This window comes from Kitasatospora sp. NPDC096140 (assembly GCF_040303045.1).
GTDB lineage: Bacteria > Actinomycetota > Actinomycetes > Streptomycetales > Streptomycetaceae > Kitasatospora.
The window spans coordinates 11565-29487 of record NZ_JBEOUW010000070.1 but is presented as its reverse complement, the minus strand read 5'-3'; the positions used below and the strand labels follow the sequence as shown (position 1 = coordinate 29487).

16 protein-coding genes and 1 tRNA gene are annotated in these 17923 nt (G+C 72.0%); 7 read left to right on the top strand and 10 right to left on the bottom strand.

From position 1 onward, the window contains the following. Nucleotides 1-150 precede the first annotated feature (150 nt). Entirely contained in the window at nucleotides 151-864 is a 714-nt protein-coding gene (locus ABT048_RS39550; protein WP_350526484.1) for a DUF5324 family protein, read from the bottom strand. Between the two features lie 215 nt (nucleotides 865-1079). Here ABT048_RS39550 and ABT048_RS39545 point away from each other — a divergent pair, with 215 nt between their 5' ends. Further along, the gene (locus tag ABT048_RS39545; protein WP_350526483.1) at nucleotides 1080-1973 is read left to right on the top strand and encodes a rhomboid family intramembrane serine protease; all 894 of its coding nucleotides are present in this window, start codon (nucleotides 1080-1082) and stop codon (nucleotides 1971-1973) included. A gap of 360 nt (nucleotides 1974-2333) precedes the next feature. Here ABT048_RS39545 and crgA read toward each other — a convergent pair whose 3' ends face one another. Beyond that, on the bottom strand, nucleotides 2334-2582 hold the full coding sequence (gene crgA / locus ABT048_RS39540) for a cell division protein CrgA (protein WP_189913287.1): 249 nt from the start codon (nucleotides 2580-2582) through the stop codon (nucleotides 2334-2336). Nucleotides 2583-2752: 170 nt separating this feature from the next. On the opposite strand from crgA, the gene ABT048_RS39535 reads away from it, so the two are divergent. The 5 genes from ABT048_RS39535 (at nucleotide 2753) to ABT048_RS39515 (ending at nucleotide 6484) form a co-directional block, all read left to right on the top strand. Beyond that, on the top strand, nucleotides 2753-3517 hold the full coding sequence (locus ABT048_RS39535) for a DUF881 domain-containing protein (protein WP_396549880.1): 765 nt from the start codon (nucleotides 2753-2755) through the stop codon (nucleotides 3515-3517). Nucleotides 3518-3586: 69 nt separating this feature from the next. After that, nucleotides 3587-3766: a hypothetical protein gene (locus ABT048_RS39530; protein ID WP_350526482.1), complete on the top strand. Its 180-nt coding sequence runs from the start codon at nucleotides 3587-3589 to the stop codon at nucleotides 3764-3766. Between the two features lie 54 nt (nucleotides 3767-3820). After that, the gene (locus tag ABT048_RS39525; protein WP_350526481.1) at nucleotides 3821-4483 is read left to right on the top strand and encodes an aminodeoxychorismate/anthranilate synthase component II; all 663 of its coding nucleotides are present in this window, start codon (nucleotides 3821-3823) and stop codon (nucleotides 4481-4483) included. Nucleotides 4484-4488: 5 nt separating this feature from the next. Beyond that, the gene (locus tag ABT048_RS39520) at nucleotides 4489-5592 is read left to right on the top strand and encodes a class E sortase (protein WP_350526480.1); all 1104 of its coding nucleotides are present in this window, start codon (nucleotides 4489-4491) and stop codon (nucleotides 5590-5592) included. 37 nt (nucleotides 5593-5629) lie between these two features. Next, a complete protein-coding gene (locus ABT048_RS39515; protein WP_350526479.1) occupies nucleotides 5630-6484 on the top strand; it encodes a class E sortase in 855 nt (284 codons plus the stop codon). Between the two features lie 169 nt (nucleotides 6485-6653). Here the strand turns inward: ABT048_RS39515 and pknB are convergent, their stop codons facing one another. The 6 genes from pknB to ABT048_RS39485 all read right to left on the bottom strand — a co-directional run bounded on the left by pknB (nucleotide 6654) and on the right by ABT048_RS39485 (nucleotide 15180). Beyond that, nucleotides 6654-8768 carry a Stk1 family PASTA domain-containing Ser/Thr kinase gene (pknB, locus tag ABT048_RS39510; protein ID WP_350526478.1) on the bottom strand — a complete coding sequence of 705 codons (2115 nt, stop codon included), beginning with the start codon at nucleotides 8766-8768 and terminating at the stop codon, nucleotides 6654-6656. Nucleotides 8769-9027: 259 nt separating this feature from the next. Further along, nucleotides 9028-10485, bottom strand: a complete 1458-nt coding sequence (locus ABT048_RS39505; RefSeq protein ID WP_350526477.1) for a peptidoglycan D,D-transpeptidase FtsI family protein — start codon at nucleotides 10483-10485, stop codon at nucleotides 9028-9030. After that, entirely contained in the window at nucleotides 10482-11858 is a 1377-nt protein-coding gene (locus ABT048_RS39500; protein WP_350526487.1) for an FtsW/RodA/SpoVE family cell cycle protein, read from the bottom strand. Before ABT048_RS39500 ends, ABT048_RS39505 begins: the two co-directional genes overlap by 4 nt. Before the next feature lie 160 nt (nucleotides 11859-12018). Next, entirely contained in the window at nucleotides 12019-13644 is a 1626-nt protein-coding gene (locus tag ABT048_RS39495) for a PP2C family protein-serine/threonine phosphatase (protein ID WP_350526476.1), read from the bottom strand. Between the two features lie 53 nt (nucleotides 13645-13697). Beyond that, nucleotides 13698-14267 (bottom strand): FHA domain-containing protein FhaB/FipA, encoded by a 570-nt coding sequence (locus ABT048_RS39490; protein WP_350526475.1) that lies wholly within the window; start codon nucleotides 14265-14267, stop codon nucleotides 13698-13700. A gap of 46 nt (nucleotides 14268-14313) precedes the next feature. After that, nucleotides 14314-15180 (bottom strand): FHA domain-containing protein, encoded by an 867-nt coding sequence (locus ABT048_RS39485; RefSeq protein WP_350526474.1) that lies wholly within the window; start codon nucleotides 15178-15180, stop codon nucleotides 14314-14316. 420 nt (nucleotides 15181-15600) lie between these two features. On the opposite strand from ABT048_RS39485, the gene ABT048_RS39480 reads away from it, so the two are divergent. Further along, nucleotides 15601-15684, top strand: a tRNA-Leu gene (locus tag ABT048_RS39480). A gap of 89 nt (nucleotides 15685-15773) precedes the next feature. On the opposite strand, the gene ABT048_RS39475 is transcribed toward ABT048_RS39480, so the two are convergent. Then, the gene (locus tag ABT048_RS39475) at nucleotides 15774-16919 is read right to left on the bottom strand and encodes a sensor histidine kinase (protein ID WP_350526473.1); all 1146 of its coding nucleotides are present in this window, start codon (nucleotides 16917-16919) and stop codon (nucleotides 15774-15776) included. Beyond that, entirely contained in the window at nucleotides 16916-17569 is a 654-nt protein-coding gene (locus ABT048_RS39470) for a response regulator (protein WP_502894132.1), read from the bottom strand. Before ABT048_RS39470 ends, ABT048_RS39475 begins: the two co-directional genes overlap by 4 nt. Nucleotides 17570-17923 lie beyond the last annotated feature (354 nt).

The following is a 17923-nucleotide window of genomic DNA, read 5'->3' as shown; positions in this document are numbered from 1 at the left end:
TGTGTTTTTCTCTGTGCTTTCTAATGTCTTATTTCTGTTTTTTGAGACTCATTCCCACAACTTTACACAGCTGTACCCTTCCGGCGGCTGACCGGAATCCCGGTCAGCGGCCGATCGGTGTTCGCGGGCCTCTCCGCGCCTTCCGCACGGTCAGTCCGCCGCGGGGCCCGCGCCGTCGGCGGGCTCTCCGGGCTCGGCGGTCCCGCCCTCGGGGCCGGCCCCGTTCACCGGGGCGGTGGCGGCGTGCGCGCCGGCCGGCCGCGGCTCCTGCGCGGACGGGGGCTCGACCAGCCACTCCGGGTTGCTGTGCCGGCGCCACCACTGCCAGGCCACCAGGCCGGTGCCGATCGCCAGCAGGCCGGCCACGGTGAGGCCGGTGGTCCAGCCGCGGCACCGTTCCCTCCTGGCGTTGCGGGCGGCCAGTTCGCTGATCTCGGCCGAGCTGACGTGGCCCTGCAGGGCGGTCAGCGCGGCGGCGCCACGGTACTGGGCCTCCTGGGCGACCGGGACGACCGCGGCGCGGGCGTCGCCGACCGCCTGGGCCACCCTGGGGCCGACCGTGGTGCGGGCCTGGTCCGCGGCGCGGGCGGCGGAGAGGCGGGCCGCCAGAGCGGCCTCCTGGGCCCGGTGGAGGGCCTTCAGGGCGTTCTGCTGGGCCTCCGGCGGCAGGCTGGCGAAGACCTGGCCGAACTGTGGGGCGAGGTGCTTGTCGTACTGGACACGGAGATTGTGGGCGGCCTGGGTGGTCATCGGCCCGAGGGCGTCCAAGGCGGGGCCGATGCGCTGCTTGGCGCCGTCCGCGAAGTGCGCGGCGGTGTCCCGGGTCCTGGTGGCCGTCTCACGGGCTGAGTCCGAAAAGCTCACGAGTCTCTCCTCCTGGGTGGCGTCCTTTATGCACCTGTCCACCTGAATGCTGATCATGCATGCCGATTTGTCCGACGGCACGTCGGAGTGGGCCGTACGCGGGGCGGCGGGTGGGCGCGCGCGGGGCGGCGGGATGCGGGGGAGCGGGCCGCCGGGCGGGGGTGCGGCAGTAGGCTGGCTGTTTCGGAGGTCGCGTACGGGAAGGGGACCCGCTGATGCTTCCGGACGAGCCGCGGTCGTCGGCCGATCCGTCCCCTGAGGGCGGACCGCCCGGCTGCTTCCGCCATCCCGGGACGGCCACCGGGATCTCCTGCACCCGGTGCGAGCGGCCGATCTGCCCGGAGTGCATGGTGCCCGCCGCGGTGGGCTTCCAGTGCCCCGAGTGCGTCAGCCGGGGCCACGCCGGGAGCCGGCGGGCGACCACCCGCTTCGGCGGGGGGCTCGCGGGCGACGGCGGGCTGGTCACCCGGGTGCTGGTCGGCGTCAACGTGGTGGTCTGGCTGCTGGCGGCCTACGTGCTCACCCCGCAGCTGGGCCAGACCTGGTCGCTGTTCAGCGCGGGCCGGGACGTCCTCGGCGGCCCGGCCGGCATCGCGGACGGCCCGGACCAGTGGTACCGGCTGCTGACCGCCACCTTCCTGCACGTGGAGTGGTGGCACATCGGGCTGAACATGGTGGTGCTGCTCTGGCTCGGCCCGCCGCTGGAGGAGGCGCTCGGCCGGCTCCGCTTCCTGGCCCTCTACCTCGTCGCCGCCCTGGGCGGCAGCACCTTCGCCTTCCTGGTGGCCGGGAACCTGATGAACTCGGTGGGGGCCTCCGGGGCCATCTTCGGGCTGATCGGCGCCACGATCGTGCTCCAGCTGCACAACCGGGGCCCGCTGGCCCCGGTCATGGCGTTCCTGGTCTTCAACCTGGTCGTCACCTTCTCGCGCCCGGGCGTCGACTGGCGGGCGCATCTGGGCGGCCTGGTGCTCGGCACGCTGACCGCGGCCGGTCTGATGTACGCCCCGCGCGAGCACCGCGGCCCGGTCCAGGCGCTGGTGGTGGCGGGGGCCCTGGCGGTGGAGGCGGCGCTGCTGCTGATCGGGATGTCCCTCTACGGAGCCTGAGGGCCGGGCGTCACGGCGCCCTGGTGTCCGGGCCTTTGTCCACAGCGGGTGCGGGGTTGTGCACAGGCTGTGCGGCGCCCGGGCTGTGGACTGTTGTTCTACGCGTGTCCTGCTGTGCGGTTCTCCCGCTTCCGGGGAGTTGTGCACAGCTGTGGACGGCCCCGGCCGGGAAAGTTATCCACAGGCTGGGGAGACTTTTCCCCAGTGTGGATAACCATGTGGATAAGCCTGACAGTCGGATGGTCGGGATAGCCGACCGGGTTCCCGCCGGCGTCCGGGCACGCCTGACCGCCGCCCCGGGACGAGCGATCCGGAGCGGCGGGGAGCGGCCCGGTACCGGGCCTCAGGACGAGCGGGTCGTCACTTCCACTGGGTGGAGACGCCGAACCCCGCGGCGATGAAGCCGAAGCCCACCAGGATGTTCCAGTTCCGCCAGCTCTCGACCGGGTAGGTGCCGCTGGTCACGTAGTAGGTGACGATCCACACCAGGCCGATCAGGAACAGTGCCAGCATCAGCGGCGCGACCCAGCCGCGGCCCGAGCTGATCTTCACCACGGCCGTCGTCGGCGGGGTGTAGTCGGACTTCTTGCGGAGTCGAGACTTCGGCACGAGGGGATCTCCTGTCGATGCGCTGTGAGACCGCGCAGAGGTGCAGCGGGTGGGTCGGGTGACGGCGGTCGGCCGTGAGAACGCTCTGAGGACCGCTCCGCACATGCCACCGGCGTCCGTTAGCGTAGTGGCTCGGCGGGTCTTGAGGAGATAAGGGTACGGTGACTAATTTGTCGATTCCCCCTGAGCCGGTCCGTACCCGCCGCTCCGGCACCCGAATTGTCGGACGTGCCCTGACCTGCGCCGTCTTCGCGCTCGCCGGATTGCTCTTCTACATCAGCGCGCAGACCGCCCGCGGCACCGACCTGCGGACCGACAACTCGCTGCTGAGCCTCGGCGACGTGATCCGCCAGCGCAGCGCGCAGAACCAGCAGGCACAGTCCCAGCTCGCGGACCTCCAGGCCCGCGCCCAGGACCTCACCGAGCAGCAGGGCCACAGCCCCGCCGACGCGGCCCGGCTGGACGGCCTGCGGCTCGGCGCCGCCCTGGAGCCGCTGCAGGGCGGCGGCCTGACCGTCACCCTCAACGACGCTCCGCCGAACGCCACCGCGCGCATCCCCGGCGTCCCCGAGCCCGGCGTCAACGACCTGGTCATCCACCAGCAGGACATCCAGGCCGTGGTCAACGCGCTGTGGCGGGGCGGCGCGGAGGGCGTACAGGTGATGGACCAGCGGCTGATCTCCACCAGCGCCGTCCGCTGCGTCGGGAACACCCTGCTGCTCCAGGGGCGGGTCTACTCCCCGCCGTACGTGGTCAAGGCGGTGGGGAAGACCGACGCGCTGCGCTCGGCCGTCGACGCGGACCCGACGATCCGCAACTACCTGCAGTACGTCCAGGCGTACGGGCTGGGCTGGAAGGTCCAGGAGAGCGGGGACCTCACCCTGCCGGGGTACTCCGGCACCACCGAGCTGCGCTCGGCGGGCGGGCAGCAGTAGCCGGACCGGCCTCGCGGCCGTGGGAGGCGGGTCTACTCTTGACCCAGTCTGCTACGACGAGGGAGCACCATGTACGGCTTCATCTGGCGTCACCTCCCGGGGAACACCCTGGTGAAGGCCGTCATTTCGGTGCTCCTCATCCTGGGGATCGTCTACCTGCTCTTCACCTACGTCTTCCCGTGGGCGGAACCGTTGCTCCCCTTCGGTGACGTCACAGTGGACGGCGGCGACGGCGCCGCGGCCGGCTGAGCCGCCGGCCCGGCACTTCCATCCAGCACCGCATCCCACGGAGACCACGCGCGCATGACCACCCAGTCGAACCCGCCCCGCATCCTGGTGGTGGACAACTACGACAGCTTCGTCTTCAACCTGGTGCAGTACCTGTACCAGTTGGGCGCCACCTGCGAGGTGGTGCGCAACGACGAGGTGAGCGTCGAGCACGCCGTCCGCCGCTCGGGCGAGGAGGGCTTCGACGGGGTGCTGCTCTCCCCCGGGCCCGGCGCGCCGGAGGAGGCCGGGGTCTGCATCGAGATGGTGCACCACTGCGCGCGGATCGGGCTGCCGGTGTTCGGGGTCTGCCTGGGCCTGCAGTCGCTCGCGGTCGCGTACGGCGCGGTGGTCGGCCGGGCGCCGGAGCTGCTGCACGGCAAGACCTCGCTGGTCGAGCACGAGGACGGCGGGGTGTTCGAGGGCCTGCCCTCGCCGCTGACCGCGACCCGCTACCACTCGCTCGCGGTCGAACCGGCCACCGTGCCGGAGGAGTTGGTGGTCACCGCGCGGACCGAGAGCGGTGTGATCATGGGGCTGAGGCACCGTGAACTGCCGGTCGAGGGCGTGCAGTTCCACCCCGAGTCGGTGCTCACCGAGGGCGGGCACCGGATGCTCGCCAACTGGCTCGCGGAGTGCGGCTTCCCGCAGGCGGTGGACCGGTCGGCCGGGCTCGCCCCGGTGATCGGCCGGGGCTGAGCGGCGTGACCACGCTGCGTCCGGAGGGGCGATACCAGCCGGAGGCGGACCCGTACGGTGGTGGGCGGCAGTTCGACGGCGCCCAGGAGTACGCGAGCCCGCAGTACGACGGTGCCGGCGCCGCCCCGCACCACCAGGGGTCCCCGGGCCGGACCGTGGCCGAGGACGCCTGGGGCGTGTACGAGCAGGCCGAGGAGCCCCTCGCGGGCGGGCCCGAGTACCCCTGGCTGCCCGACCAGACCCTCCAGCTGCGGCTGCCCGCCGGGCTCGGGGCGTCGGCCGCCGAGCCGGCCCCGCCGACCGGCGGCCGGGCCGAGCGCCGCCGGGCCGCCCAGGGCCGTACGGCGATCCGGTCGGGCAACGGGCGGCGGCGGGCGCGGGGCGGGTCCGCGGGACGGGTGCGTCCCAAGGAGTCCGCGCTCGTCGTGACCGCCCGGGCCGTCGGCGAGCTGTGCATAACGCTCGGCCTGGTGATGCTGCTCTTCGTCGCCTACCAGCTCTGGTGGACCAACGTGCAGGCCGACGCGGCCGCTTCCGGCGCCCGCGACCAGCTGGAGCAGCAGTTCGACGCCGCCCAGGCGCCCGCCCAGCCGGGGCAGCCCGCTCCGGACCCGAACAAGCCCGAGGTGTTCGAGCCGGGCAAGGGCTTCGCCATCGTCTACCTGCCCAAGCTGGGGCTGAAGTTCCCGATCGCCGAGGGCACCTCCAAGACCGCGGTGCTCGACAAGGGCCTGGTCGGCCACTACCCCGGCACCGCGATGCCGGGCGACAAGGCGGGCAACTTCGCGCTGGCCGCCCACCGCAACACCCACGGCGAGCCGTTCCGGTACATCAACCAGCTCTCCAAGGGCGACAAGGTCGTGGTGGAGACCGCCGCCGGCTACTACACCTACGAGATCACCGGGGGCATCCCGGAGACGTCCCCGAGCAACGTGAGCGTGATCAAGCCGGTGCCGAACGGCTCCGGGTACACCGGCCCCGGCCGCTACATCACGTTGACCACCTGCACCCCCGAGTTCACCTCCAAGTTCCGTCTCATCGTCTTTGGGAAGATGATCGAGGAACGGCCGCGCAGCCAAGGCAAGCCGGCCGCGATCACGGGCGGGTAGCCGCCCGGCCGCCCGGCCCGGAGGGGGACCATCGCACATGCAGGACGACGAGGCCGCACAGGCGGCCCGACCGGGGCAGGACGCCTTCCCCCCGCCCGCGCGGCCGACCGGGCGGGGGAGGAGCCGGGCGCTGGCCGCGCTCGGGGTGTTCGGCGAGCTGCTGATCACCCTGGGTCTGGTGCTCGGCCTGTTCGTGGCCTACTCGCTGTGGTGGACCAACGTGCAGGCCGACCAGGCGGCGTCGGAGGCCTCCGACCGGCTGCGCAGCTCCTGGGCCGCGGGCCCGAGCACCGGCGCCCCGGCCGCCCCGGGGGGCGCCCCCGCCCCGGCTCCCGCCCCCGGTGCCAGCGCTGGTGCCGCCCCCGACGCCTCCGCCCCGCCCGGGTCGAAGCCGTTCGCGGCCGGGGAGGACGTCGGCTTCCTGCACGTCCCGGCGATGGGCCGGGACTTCCAGGTGCTGATCCGGATGGGCACCTCCACCGAGGTCCTGGACGAGGGCGTGGCGGGCGTCTACGAGCAGCCCTACAAGGCCGCGATGCCCTGGGACCAGGCCGGCAACTTCGCGCTGGCCGCCCACCGGGACGGCCACGGCGCCAAGTTCCACGACCTGGACGCCGTCCACAAGGGCGACGCGATCGTCGTCGAGACCAAGGACAAGTGGTACGTCTACAAGGTCGACAACACCCTGCCGGAGACCTCCAAGTTCGACACCGGCATCGTGGCGCCCGTCCCGGCGAGTTCCGGGTACGCCGGCCCCGGCCGCTACATCACCCTGACCACCTGCACGCCGGTCTACACCTCGCGGTACCGGATGGCGGTCTGGGGGAGCCTGGTGCGGGTGGACGACGTGGACGCCAAGCGCACCCCGCCGCCGGAGCTGCGGCACTCCTGAGGCCGCCTGACGGGCCGTCCGGACCTCTCCCGTGCCGGGGAGCCGCGCGGCAGGAGCGGGAACGCCCGAGGGCCCGCCGCGTGCGTCGCGGCGGGCCCTCGGGCGTCGCTGTCCGGTCCTACCGGGCTCCGGTTCCCCGGCTCAGCCGAACCAGGGGAAGATCGGAGGCCTAGTGGTCTCCTTTGGCGGGCGGGGTGGTGGGGTCGCCCCCTTTGGTCGGATCGGCCGGCTTCGTGAAGAGCTGGACCTGGGTGTTCGGGTCCAGCATGGTGCCGGCGCCCGGGTTGCTCATCTGGACGATCGCGTTCGGGTCCGACGGGCCGTTGACCACGGTGTAGCCGAGGTTGACCTTCGCCAGCTGGGCGATGGCGTCCGACAGCTTCTGGTTCTGCAGCGGCGGGACCTGGGACTTGTCCGGGGCCTTGTAGATCGTCAGCGCGATCTTGGTGTTGGCCGGGACCTTGGTGTTGGGCTGCACCGACTGCGAGGCGACGGTGTTGACCTTGGTGGGGTCGTTGGTCGGCGTGGTCTTCGAGGCGTCGACCTGGAAGCCCGCGGCCTGCAGCTGGTTCGTCGCGTCGTCCTTCTGGGCGCCGACCACGTTCGGGACGTTGACCTTGCTCTTGCCCTGCGAGACCGTCAGCTTGATCGGGGCGGTCGGGTCGGCGCTCCCGCCGGCCGGCGGGTCCTGGGCGGTGACGGTGTCCTGCGCGGCGGTGTCGTCGTCCTTGTACTCGGGGGCGCCGACGTTGGTGAAGCCGGCCGCGGCCAGGGCCTGCAGCGCCTGGTCCTTGGTCTTGCCGACCACGGGCGGCACGGTCGCCTTCGCCGGGCCGGAGGAGACCTGCACCGTGATGGTCGCGGTCTCGGCCACCTGGGTGCCGGGCGTCGGGGTCTGCGTGCAGACCTGGTCCTTCTTGACGGCGGCGTCCGGGCAGGCGATCTTGTCGCCCTCGGTCACCACCAGCTTGGCGCCGGCCGCCGCGGCGGCGGTCTTGGCGTCGGCCAGGCTCTTGCCGACCAGGTTCGGCGCCGCGATCTTCGCGGCGTCCTTGGCGCCCTTGTCGCTGAACATCGCCTGGGCCACGAAGAAGGTGCCGACCAGGACCAGCACGGCGGCCACCGCCAGCACGATCCAGGAGGTGTTGCTCTTCTTCGGCTGGTCGCCGCGCCGGCCGCTGCGGCCCTGGCCGTCGTCGTAGCCGTCGTTGCCGCCCGCGCCGGCGTAGGTCTGGCCGTAGCCGTCGTCCGGGTAGCCGCCCTGCTGCCCGTAGCCGGGCTGCCCGGAGGCCTGCGGCAGGACGGTGGTCGGGCCGCCGCCGGGCTGCTGCGGCAGCACGTTGGTCTGGCCGTACGGGTCGTGCGGCTGCGGGTAGCCGTTCTGGTCGTAGCCGTAGCCGGCCGCGCCCATGCCGTAGGCGGCCTGCTGGGCGGCGGCCACCGGCAGGCCGTCGAGGAAGCGCTCGATGTCGTCGCGCATCTCGTCGGCGCTCTGGTAGCGGTAGTCCCGCTCCTTGGCGAGCGCCTTCAGCACGATCGCGTCGATCTCGGGCCGCACCTCGGGGTCGAAGACCGACGGCGGCTGCGGCTCCTCCCGGACGTGCTGGTAGGCCACCGCGACCGGCGAGTCGCCGACGAACGGCGGGCGGACGGTCAGCAGCTCGTAGAGCAGGCAGCCGGTCGAGTAGAGGTCGGAGCGGGCGTCGACCTGCTCGCCCTTGGCCTGCTCGGGGGAGAGGTACTGGGCGGTGCCGATGACGGCCGAGGTCTGCGTCATGGTCATCCCGGCGTCACCCATCGCACGGGCGATGCCGAAGTCCATCACCTTGACGTTGCCCTGCCGGGTCAGCATCACGTTGGCGGGCTTGATGTCGCGGTGCACGATGCCGGCCCGGTGCGAGTACTCCAGGGCCTGGAGGATGCCGATGGTCATCTCCAGCGCGCGCTCCGGCAGCAGCCGGCGGCCGGAGTGCAGCAGCTCGCGCAGCGTCGACCCCTCGACGTACTCCATCACGATGTACGGGATGGAGATGCCGTCGATGTAGTCCTCGCCGGTGTCGTACACGGCGACGATCGCGGGGTGGTTCAGGGACGCCGCCGACTGCGCCTCACGGCGGAAGCGGGCCTGGAACGACGGATCCCGGGCCATGTCGGCCCGGAGCGTCTTCACGGCGACGGAACGGCCGAGCCGGGTGTCATGGGCGAGGTAGACCTCGGCCATGCCGCCGCGTCCGAGGACGCCGCCCAGCTCGTACCTGCCGCCTAGGCGACGAGGCTCTTCCATAGTTCCGACCCTCTCCCTCACCCGCCGGTGAGGTTGTGACGTAGGTGTCCCCGCACGCTCTGGGTGACGCCGCGCGGTCCGCGACCGGTTCTCCGGCCGGGCCGTGCGGTGCCTCGCGGGCGGCAACGGGCACACCCGCTGCTGGCGGATACGCTACCGGTCGCACCCCATCGGACCGGAGTCAGCCGTCGGCCGATATCAGACCGGTATCCGCAGGGGGGTGTCGATCGTGACATTCCCCTCACTCCGGACCGGCCCCCTACTTGCCGAGTGCGGCCTGCATCACCGCCTTGGCGATCGGGGCCGCGAGCCGGCCGCCGCTGATGCCGTCGCGGTTCTGCGAGCCGTCCTCGACGACCACCGCGACCGCGACCGACCGGCCGTCCGAGGTCTTGGCCCAGGAGGTGAACCAGGCGAAGGGCAGTCCGGCGTTGTCCTCGCCGTGCTGCGCGGTGCCGGTCTTGCCGCCGACCTGGATCCCGGGGATCTTGGCGTTGGTGCCGGTGCCGTTCTCGACCACCGAGACCATCAGGTCCTGCATCTTCGCCGCGGTGGTCGGGCTCATCGCCTGGGAGAACTGCTTCTCGGTGTGCTTGGAGACGGTGGTCAGCGACGCCGAGCGCTCCTGGTCGACCAGGTACGGCTGCATCAGGCTGCCGTTGTTGGCGATCGCGGCGGAGACCATGGCCATCTGCAGCGGGGTGGCGCGGGTGTCGTGCTGGCCGATCGAGTCCTGCGCCGTGCCGTCCAGGCTGGGGCTGTCCGGAAAGATGCTCTTCTCGGAGCGGACCGGGGTGTCGACGGTGCTGTTGAAACCGAACTTCTCGGCCTGCGCCCGCATCTTCTCCTTGCCGAGGTCCGCGCCCATCTTGGCGAACACCGTGTTGCAGGACTGGTCCATCCCGGACTTCACGGTGGCGTTCTCGCAGCGCTCGTACGGGCTCTCGTTCTTCAGCTGCGTGCTGGTGTTGGGCAGGGTGTACGGCTCCGGGGTCGACGTGGCGTCGTCGACGTTCTGGTAGAGGCCGTTCTCGAACGCCGCGGTCGCGGTGACCAGCTTGAAGGTCGAGCCGGGCGGATAGGTCTCCTTCAGCGCCCGGTTGAGCATCGGCTTGTTCGGGTCCGCGTTGAGGTCGGTCCAGGCCTTGGAGTCGGCCGAGTCGCTGCCGGAGAAGACGCCCGGGTCGTAGGACGGGGTGGAGACGAGCGCCAGGATCGCGCCGGTCTTCGGGTCGATCGCGACCGCCGCGCCCTTCTTGCCCCCCAGGCCGTCGAAGGCGGCCTTCTGGACCTTGGCGTCGATGGTGGTGACGACGTCGCCGCCGCGCTTCTGCTCGCCGGTCAGCATGTCCAGGGTGTTGCGGAAGAACAGCCGGTCGTCGGTGCCGGAGAGGATGCCGTCCTCCAGGTTCTCCAGCTGGCTGGAGCCGAAGACCTGGGAGGAGTAGCCGGTCACCGGGGCGTACATCGGGCCGTCGACCCAGGAGCGCTTGTACTTGTAGCGCAGGCCGTTGACGAAGTCGGACTTCGTGACCGGCTGGCCGCTGACGATGATGTTGCCGCGCGGGTGGGCGTAGCGGTCGTACAGCTGGCGCTTGTTGTTCTTGTTGTTCGCCCAGGAGTCGGCCTGGACGCCCTGCACCCAGTTGGTGCGCACCATCAGGGCCAGGATCAGCACGAGGCAGAAGATCGAGACCCGGCGGATCGGCTTGTTCATCGGGCGGGTCCTCCCTGGCCCTCGGTGGCCGGGGCCGGTTCGGCCCCGGGGCGGCGGGCGCTGTCGCTGATCTTCAGCAGGATCGCCACGAGTGCCCAGTTGGCGACGACGGACGAACCGCCCTGGGCGAGGAACGGCATGGTCATACCGGTCAGCGGGATCAGCCCGGTCACACCGCCGGCCACGACGAACACCTGGATCGCCATCGCCGAGGCCAGGCCGACGGCGAACAGCTTGCCGAAGGGGTCGCGGGCGGCTATCGCGGTGCGCAGGCCGCGCTGGACCAGCAGTGCGTACAGCAGGAAGATCGCCATCAGGCCGGTGAGCCCGAGCTCCTCGCCGAAGGAGCCCAGGATGAAGTCGCTCTTGGCGGCGAAGGCGATCAGCCAGGAGCGGCCCTGGCCGAGGCCGGAGCCGGTGACCCCGCCGGAGCCGAGGGCCATCAGCGACTGGCCGATCTGCTCGGTGGCGCCCTTCGGCGGGTGCGGCGCGAAGGCGGCCATCGGGTCGAGCCAGGCGTTGATGCGGACCTTCACGTGGTCGGCGGTCGAGGCGACCGCGACCGCGCCGCCGATCGACATCAGCAGGCCGAACAGGATCCAGCTGGTCCGCTCGGTGGCGACGTAGAGCATCACCACGAACAGGCCGAAGAACAGGAAGGACGTGCCCAGATCGTTCTCGAAGATCAGGATCAGCAGGCTGAGCAGCCAGATCACGACGATCGGGCCGAGGTCGCGGCCGCGCGGCAGGTACAGGCCCATGAACCGGCGGCTGGCCAGGGCCAGGGCGTCCCGCTTGACCATCAGGTAACCGGCGAAGAAGACGGTCAGGATGATCTTGGCGAACTCGCCGGGCTGGATGGAGAAGCTGCCCATCCGGATCCAGATCTTGGCGCCGAAGTCCTCCTCCCGGGACGGGAAGAAGGCCGGCGCGGCGAGCAGGACCAGGGCCACCACCATCGAGATGTAGGTGTAGCGCTGGAGCACCCGGTGGTCCTTGAGGAGGACCATCACCGCGATGAATCCGGCGATCCCGAGGCCCGACCACATCAGCTGGTTCTCGGCCGCGGGGTAGTTGCCCCTGAGCAGCTTGCCCGCCTTGTCCAGCCGCCAGATCATCACCACCCCGAGCCCGTTCAGCAGGGTGGCGATCGGCAACATCAGCGGGTCCGCGTACGGCGCGAAGCGGCGCACCAGCAGGTGCGCGACCAGCGCCAGGGCGCCCATGCCGAGGCCGTAGCCGAGCATGCCCGCGGGCAGCTTGGAGTCCATCGCGAGGCCGACGTTGGCGTACGCGAGGACCGGCACCAGCACCGCGAAGAGCAGCAGGGCCAGCTCGGTGTTGCGCCGGTTCGGGGCCTCCTGCGGGGAGATGGTGGTGTTGGCCCGTCGGCGCGGGACGGCCCGTTCGGCCGTTGCCCTGCGTCGGCCGGACCGGCCGGTGTCTTCGCTCAGGTCGTAGCTGCTCACGTGGTGACCGCTCCCTGACGGCCGGCAAGCCCGCGCGGGGCGGTCCTATGTCGGATCACGGACGTCACTGCTTCGGGCAGGCGTTGGCCCGGCTGAGTTCGTCTTCGGTCAACTGGTTCGGGTCGCCCTGGGCGCCGGCCGCCGGTGTGGTGGCGTTCGGTGTCGGGGCGGTCGTGCTCGGTGCGGTCGGTGCCGGTGCGGTCGGGGTGGGCGTGGTCGACGGGGCGGCGCTCGGGGCCGCCGCGGCGGGGCCGCGGTTCTTCTCGGTCGGGGTGGGCGTGGTCGTCAGGAACGCGGCCTGGGTGGCCTGCGTCGCCGGGGCCGTCGCCTTGGCGGCCTTCTGGCAGAGCTGGACCCAGCCGTCGAGCTCCTGGACGGTCGACTGGGCGTCCTTCAGGCTGCTCACCGAGATCGTCTTGTTCAGGTGGGCGCGCTGGTCCTGCGGCAGCCACTTGAGCTGGATGCCGCTGTACGAGTCGCGCACCGAGGACAGGCTCAGGCCGGCCAGGTTCTGGTTGATGCCCTGGTAGACGGCGACGTGGTCGCCGTCCTCGCCGACGTAGTACTGGTCCTGCGTCCACTGGTAGCCGAAGTAGCCGGCGCCGCCGAGCAGGCCGAGCGTGACCAGGACGGCCACCGAGATCGTCAGGCCCTTGCGCTTGCGCTTGCGGGGCGGCTCCTCGTCGAAGTCCTCGGTGCCGTACACCGAGGGCTCGGCGGAGCCGTAGCCGTAACCGCCCTCGTAGCCCTCGGCGGGGCCGAAGCCGCCCGTGGCGGGGTCGTAGCCGGCCTCGTAGCCCTCGGCGGGGCCGAAGGCGCCCTGCGGGCCGCGGCCGAGGCCCGCCGCGCGGCCGGCCGGGGTGTCCGCGATCGAGCGGTCGGCGGCGGCCGAGGACGGCGGGGCGTCGGCGACCGCGCCGACCACCACCGGGACGTCGTTGAACTGGCCGCTCATGGTGTCCGTGGCGCCGACGTCGATGACGTCCGCCACGATGCAGGTGATGTTGTCCGGACCGCCGCCGCGCAGCGCGAGCTGGATCAGCTCCTGCACGGTCTGCTCGGGCGAGTAGTAGCTGCCGAGGGTGTCCTGGAGGGTCTGGTGGCTGACCGGGCCGGAGAGGCCGTCGGAGCAGATCAGGTAGCGGTCGCCGGCCCGGACCTCGCGGATCGACAGGTCGGGCTCGACCTGGCCGCGGCCGTCCAGCGCCCGCATCAGCAGCGAGCGCTGCGGGTGGGTCTCGGCCTCCTCGGGCGTGATCCGGCCCTCGTCGACCAGGCGCTGCACCCAGGTGTGGTCCTGGGTGATCTGCACCAGCGAACCGTCGCGCAGTAGGTAGGCGCGGGAGTCGCCGACGTGCACCATGCCCATCCGCTGGCCCGTCCAGAGCATGGCGGTCAGCGTGCAGCCCATGCCTTCGAGCTGCGGGTCCTCCTCGACCATCTGCCGGAGCCGGTCGTTGGCGCCCTGGACGGCGTCGCCCAGCAGGGTCAGCAGGTCGGCGCCCGGCACGTCCTCGTCCAGCCGGACGATCGAGCCGAGCACCTCGGAGGAAGCGACCTCGCCGGCCGCGGCGCCGCCCATGCCGTCGGCCACGGCCAGCAGCCGCGGCCCGGCGTAGCCGGAGTCCTCGTTCCCCTCCCGGATCAGTCCCTTGTGGGAGCCGGCGGCGAAGCGCAGCACCAGGGTCATGCGACCTGTGCCCCCCTCTGGGTCATGGACGGGATGCTGTCCCTCATGCGCTACTACTTCCGCAGTTCGATGACGGTCCTGCCGATACGGATCGGCATGCCCGGCTGGAGCGGGGTGGGCGCGGTCAGGCGCTGCCGGTCCAGATAGGTGCCGTTGGTGGAGCCTAGATCCTCGACCGTCCACTGCCCAGTCTGATCCGGATAGATCCTGGCATGCCGGGAGGACGCGTAGTCGTCGTCCAGCACGATGGTGGAGTCGTGCGCGCGGCCGAGCGTGATGGTCTGGCCCTGCAGCGCGACCGTGGTGCCGGCCAGCGAGCCCTGGACCACGACCAGCTGGGTCGGGGCGCCGCGACGGCGTCCGCCGCCGGGCTGGGTCTGGGCCGCCGCAGCGGGCGCCGCGGTGGCCGTGGCGGCCGCTCCGGCCGGGGGAGGCGTGGGACGACCCGCGGCCTGGGTGGTCGCGGCGCCGCCCGCCGTGGCGGACGCACCGCGACGGGAGGAGCGCGGGTTCACCTTGGTGCCGAAGAGGTCGCTGCGGATCACCTGGATCGCGACGATGACGAACAGCCACAGCACGGCCAGGAAGCCCAGCCGCATGACCGTGAGGGTCAGTTCTGACATGACCGTCCCGCCAGTCGGTGAGCGAGGCGAGCGAACAATTCGGACACTACCCTTCGACCTGCCGGTAGACGATGGTGGTGGAGCCCACGACGATTCGGGATCCGTCGCGGAGCGTAGCGCGCTGGGTGTGCTGTCCGTCCACCACGATGCCGTTGGTGGACCCCAGGTCGAGCACCATCGAAGGGCTGCCGGGCCGGATCTCGGCGTGCTTGCGGGAGACCCCGGGGTCGTCGATCCGCACGTCGGCCTCGGTCGAGCGGCCGAGCACGCAGGCGGAGCCGGTGATCTGGTGGCGGGAGCCGTTCACCTCGATCCAGCGGCGGACCGAGGTACCGCCGTGGCCGGCGCCGGGGAGGTTGCGGACGTTGCCGCCGGCGGGTGCGGGGGGGCCCGGGGGCATCGCGGGGGGCGCCGCCGGCGGCGGGGGCGCGCCGTACTGCCCGGCGCCGGGCTGCTGCCACGGAGCGCCGGGGGCCGGGGCGGCCGGCGGGCGCTCGTAGCCGGGCTGCTGCGGCTGCGGGGCGTACTGCTGGGGCTCCTCGGCGGCGAGGGTGCGGCTGCGGACCCGGTACAGGCCGGTGTCGAGGTCGTCGGCCTTCTCCAGGTTCACCTGGAGCGGGCCCATGAAGGTGTACCGCTGGGCCTCCGCGTACTCGCGGACCATCCCGGCCAGCTCGGTGCCGAGCTGTCCGGAGTAGGGGCTGAGGCGCTCGTGGTCGTGCGGGCTCAGCTCGACGATGAAGTCGTTCGGCACGACGGTGCGGTCGCGGTTCCAGATGCTCGCGTTGTTGTCGCACTCGCGCTGCAGCGCTCCGGCGATCTCCACGGGCTGGACCTCGGACTTGAACACCTTGGCGAAGGTGCCGTTGACGAGACCCTCAAGTCGCTGCTCGAACTTCTTCAGCACTCCCATGGGGCACCCCCTTCCAGGGTTCGTTCGCCTGCCTGCCGGCCGGATCCCGCCGGGGAACCGGTCGTGCCTACTTGCGGTACTTCCGTACTGATCGTATCCACGCCGGGCCCATCCGTACGGTTCCCGGACCGTGTGGTGCCCGGGGGTGGGCTCGGACACACAGGGTGACGCATTCCGGGTACGGCACGCCAGGTGTGCCGGTCGGAGCCGCCGCCCGTCCCTCGGGCACGCGTTCGTCGGGCACCCGTTCGGATGCGGTCGGTCTCGTCGGAGAACCGATTCGGAGCAGCCCTCCGGGTCGTGCTAATGTTTTCCACGTCGGAAGGGCCGCCCCGAAAGGGAGGCCGGAACGAAGAAGCGCGAAGTCCTCATGGTACCGAGCGGTTCGGAAGATCGGTCGGCAACGAGGACAACACCCATGCGCGGGTGGCGGAATAGGCAGACGCGCTGGATTCAGGTTCCAGTGCCCGAAAGGGCGTGGGGGTTCAACTCCCCCCTCGCGCACAGCGAAGCCCCGCAGATCTACGGATCTGCGGGGCTTTCTCGTTTCCCCGGCTTCGCCGGATCGTTCCGGCCCGGCCGGGCGCTTCGGTTCAGGAGCGGGTGGCGGGCAGCTCGGCGCGGACCTCGAAGCCGCCGTCGTGGGTGGGGCCGGCGGTGAGGGTGCCGCCCAGCAGCTGGGCGCGCTCGCGCAGGCCGACCAGGCCGTGGCCGCCGCTGGGGAGGGTCTCGGCCGGGTGCACCGGCGGGGCGTCGTTGCGGACCTCGACCCGCAGCCGACGGCCCTTCGCCCGGACCTTCACGTGCACCGCCGCCTCCGGGGCGTACTTGGTGATGTTGGTGAGCGCCTCCTGCACGGTGCGGTAGGCGGCCCGCTGCACCGCCTCCGGCCAGGGGCGGTCGCCGGGGTTGAGCTCGGCGTCGGCGGCCAGGCCGCTCTCCTCGATCAGCCGGGGCAGGTCGGCCAGCCGGGGCTGCGGGGCCAGCGGGGCGTCCGGCACGCCGCCGGTGCCGCGCAGCACCCCGACCATCTGGCGCAGCTCGTCCAGGGTCCGGACGGACAGCTCGCGGATGGTGCGGGCGGTGGTCACGGCGGCCGGGTCGGTGGTGCTGACCTGGAGCGCGCCGGCCTGGATGCTGATCAGGCTGACCTGGTGCGAGACCACGTCGTGCATCTCCCGGGCGAGCCGGCCGCGTTCGGTGATCAGCACCCGCTCGGCCAGCAGCCGGCTCTCCCGCTCCTGGCCGCGGGTCAGCTCGTCCAGCCGGGCGGCCAGCTCGCGGCGGGTGCGGGCGAGCAGCCCGGTGGCGGCCGGGCCGGCGGCCAGCATCACGGCCTGGATGGCGTCGAGGGCGGTGGCCCGGCTCAGGTCGAAGACGTCGGCGGGCAGTGGCCAGTGGAAGAACTCGACCAGGGCGAAGAGGACGCCACAGGCGACCACGATCCGCGGGCGGGGGCGCTCGGCGGCCACCGTGTAGACGGCGGTGATCGGGGCCAGCCAGATCTCCTCCACCCAACTGCCGGGCATGGTGAGCAGCAGCACCGTGACCGGGAAGCGGCGGCGCCAGAACAGTGCGAGGGCGGCCACGGTGGAGAGGGTCAGCTGCCACCAGGTGGTGTCGCGGGCCACCAGGGCCGCGTCCAGCAGGGAGTACAGGACGGGCAGCAGCAGCATCAGCCAGGGCGCGGTGCACCAGGCCGGGAGCCGTCGGGACGGCAGCGGGTCGGCGGTCGTCATGCCCCGTCGCCGGGCTTGGGCCGGACCAGGCCGGCCCGGTGGGCGAGGACGGCGGCCTGCACCCGGTTCGCGGCGCCGAGCTTGCCGAGGATCGCGCTGATGTGGTCCTTGACGGTGCCGGTGCCGAGGAAGAGGCGGTCGGCGATCTCGGCGTTGGACAGGCCCTCGCCGAGCAGCGCGAGGACGTCGAGCTCCCGGCTGGTGAGGGTGCGGGCGAGCGCGGTCGCCTCGGCGTCCGGGCCGCCGCCGTCCACGTAGCCGCCGATCACGGTGCGGGTGACGGTCGGGGAGAGGATGTTGCCGCCGGCCGCGAGCACCCGGACGGCGTGCACCAGCTGCTCGGGGGCGGTGTCCTTGAGGAGGAAGCCGGCGGCGCCGCCCCGCAGCGCGGTGCCGATGAACTCGTCGGTGTCGAAGGTGGTGAGCATCGCCACGGCGGGCGGGTCGGGCTGGGCGCGCAGGCGGCGCAGCACCGAGATGCCGTCGAGGTCGGGCATCCGGATGTCGAGCAGCACCACGTGCGGGCGCAGCCGCTGGACGTGCTCCTCGGCCTGGCCCCCGGAGCAGTCGCCGACCACCTCAAGGTCGGGGGCGGAGCCGACGATCAGGCCGAGGCCGGAACGGACCAGGATCTCGTCGTCGACGATCAGCACGCGGGTGGTGGTGATGGTGCCTCCTCGGTTCGGGCGGCCGGGTGGGGGCGGTCCGCGTGGGTCGTTTCCGAGGGTAGGGGTAGCGGGGTCGGGGCGCCGAACGTGTGGGGGATGGCGACCCCCGCCGTTCGGCGGGGGTGGGAATCCGCTACCCGGTTCACGTAATTCTCAGGCTTCGTGGGGAACCATGGAGTTGGCTGACCCTTTCCGGCCCGCTCCCCCCACCTGGGCGGACGGTCGGACGGGTGTCGCCGGTCAGTCCGTCGGGCCCGTGCGGGCGCCCGGCGCCGGGCCGTACGCGGATGCGCCCCACCATCTGATCGTTTGGAATTGAGCTGTGTCGTCCACTGT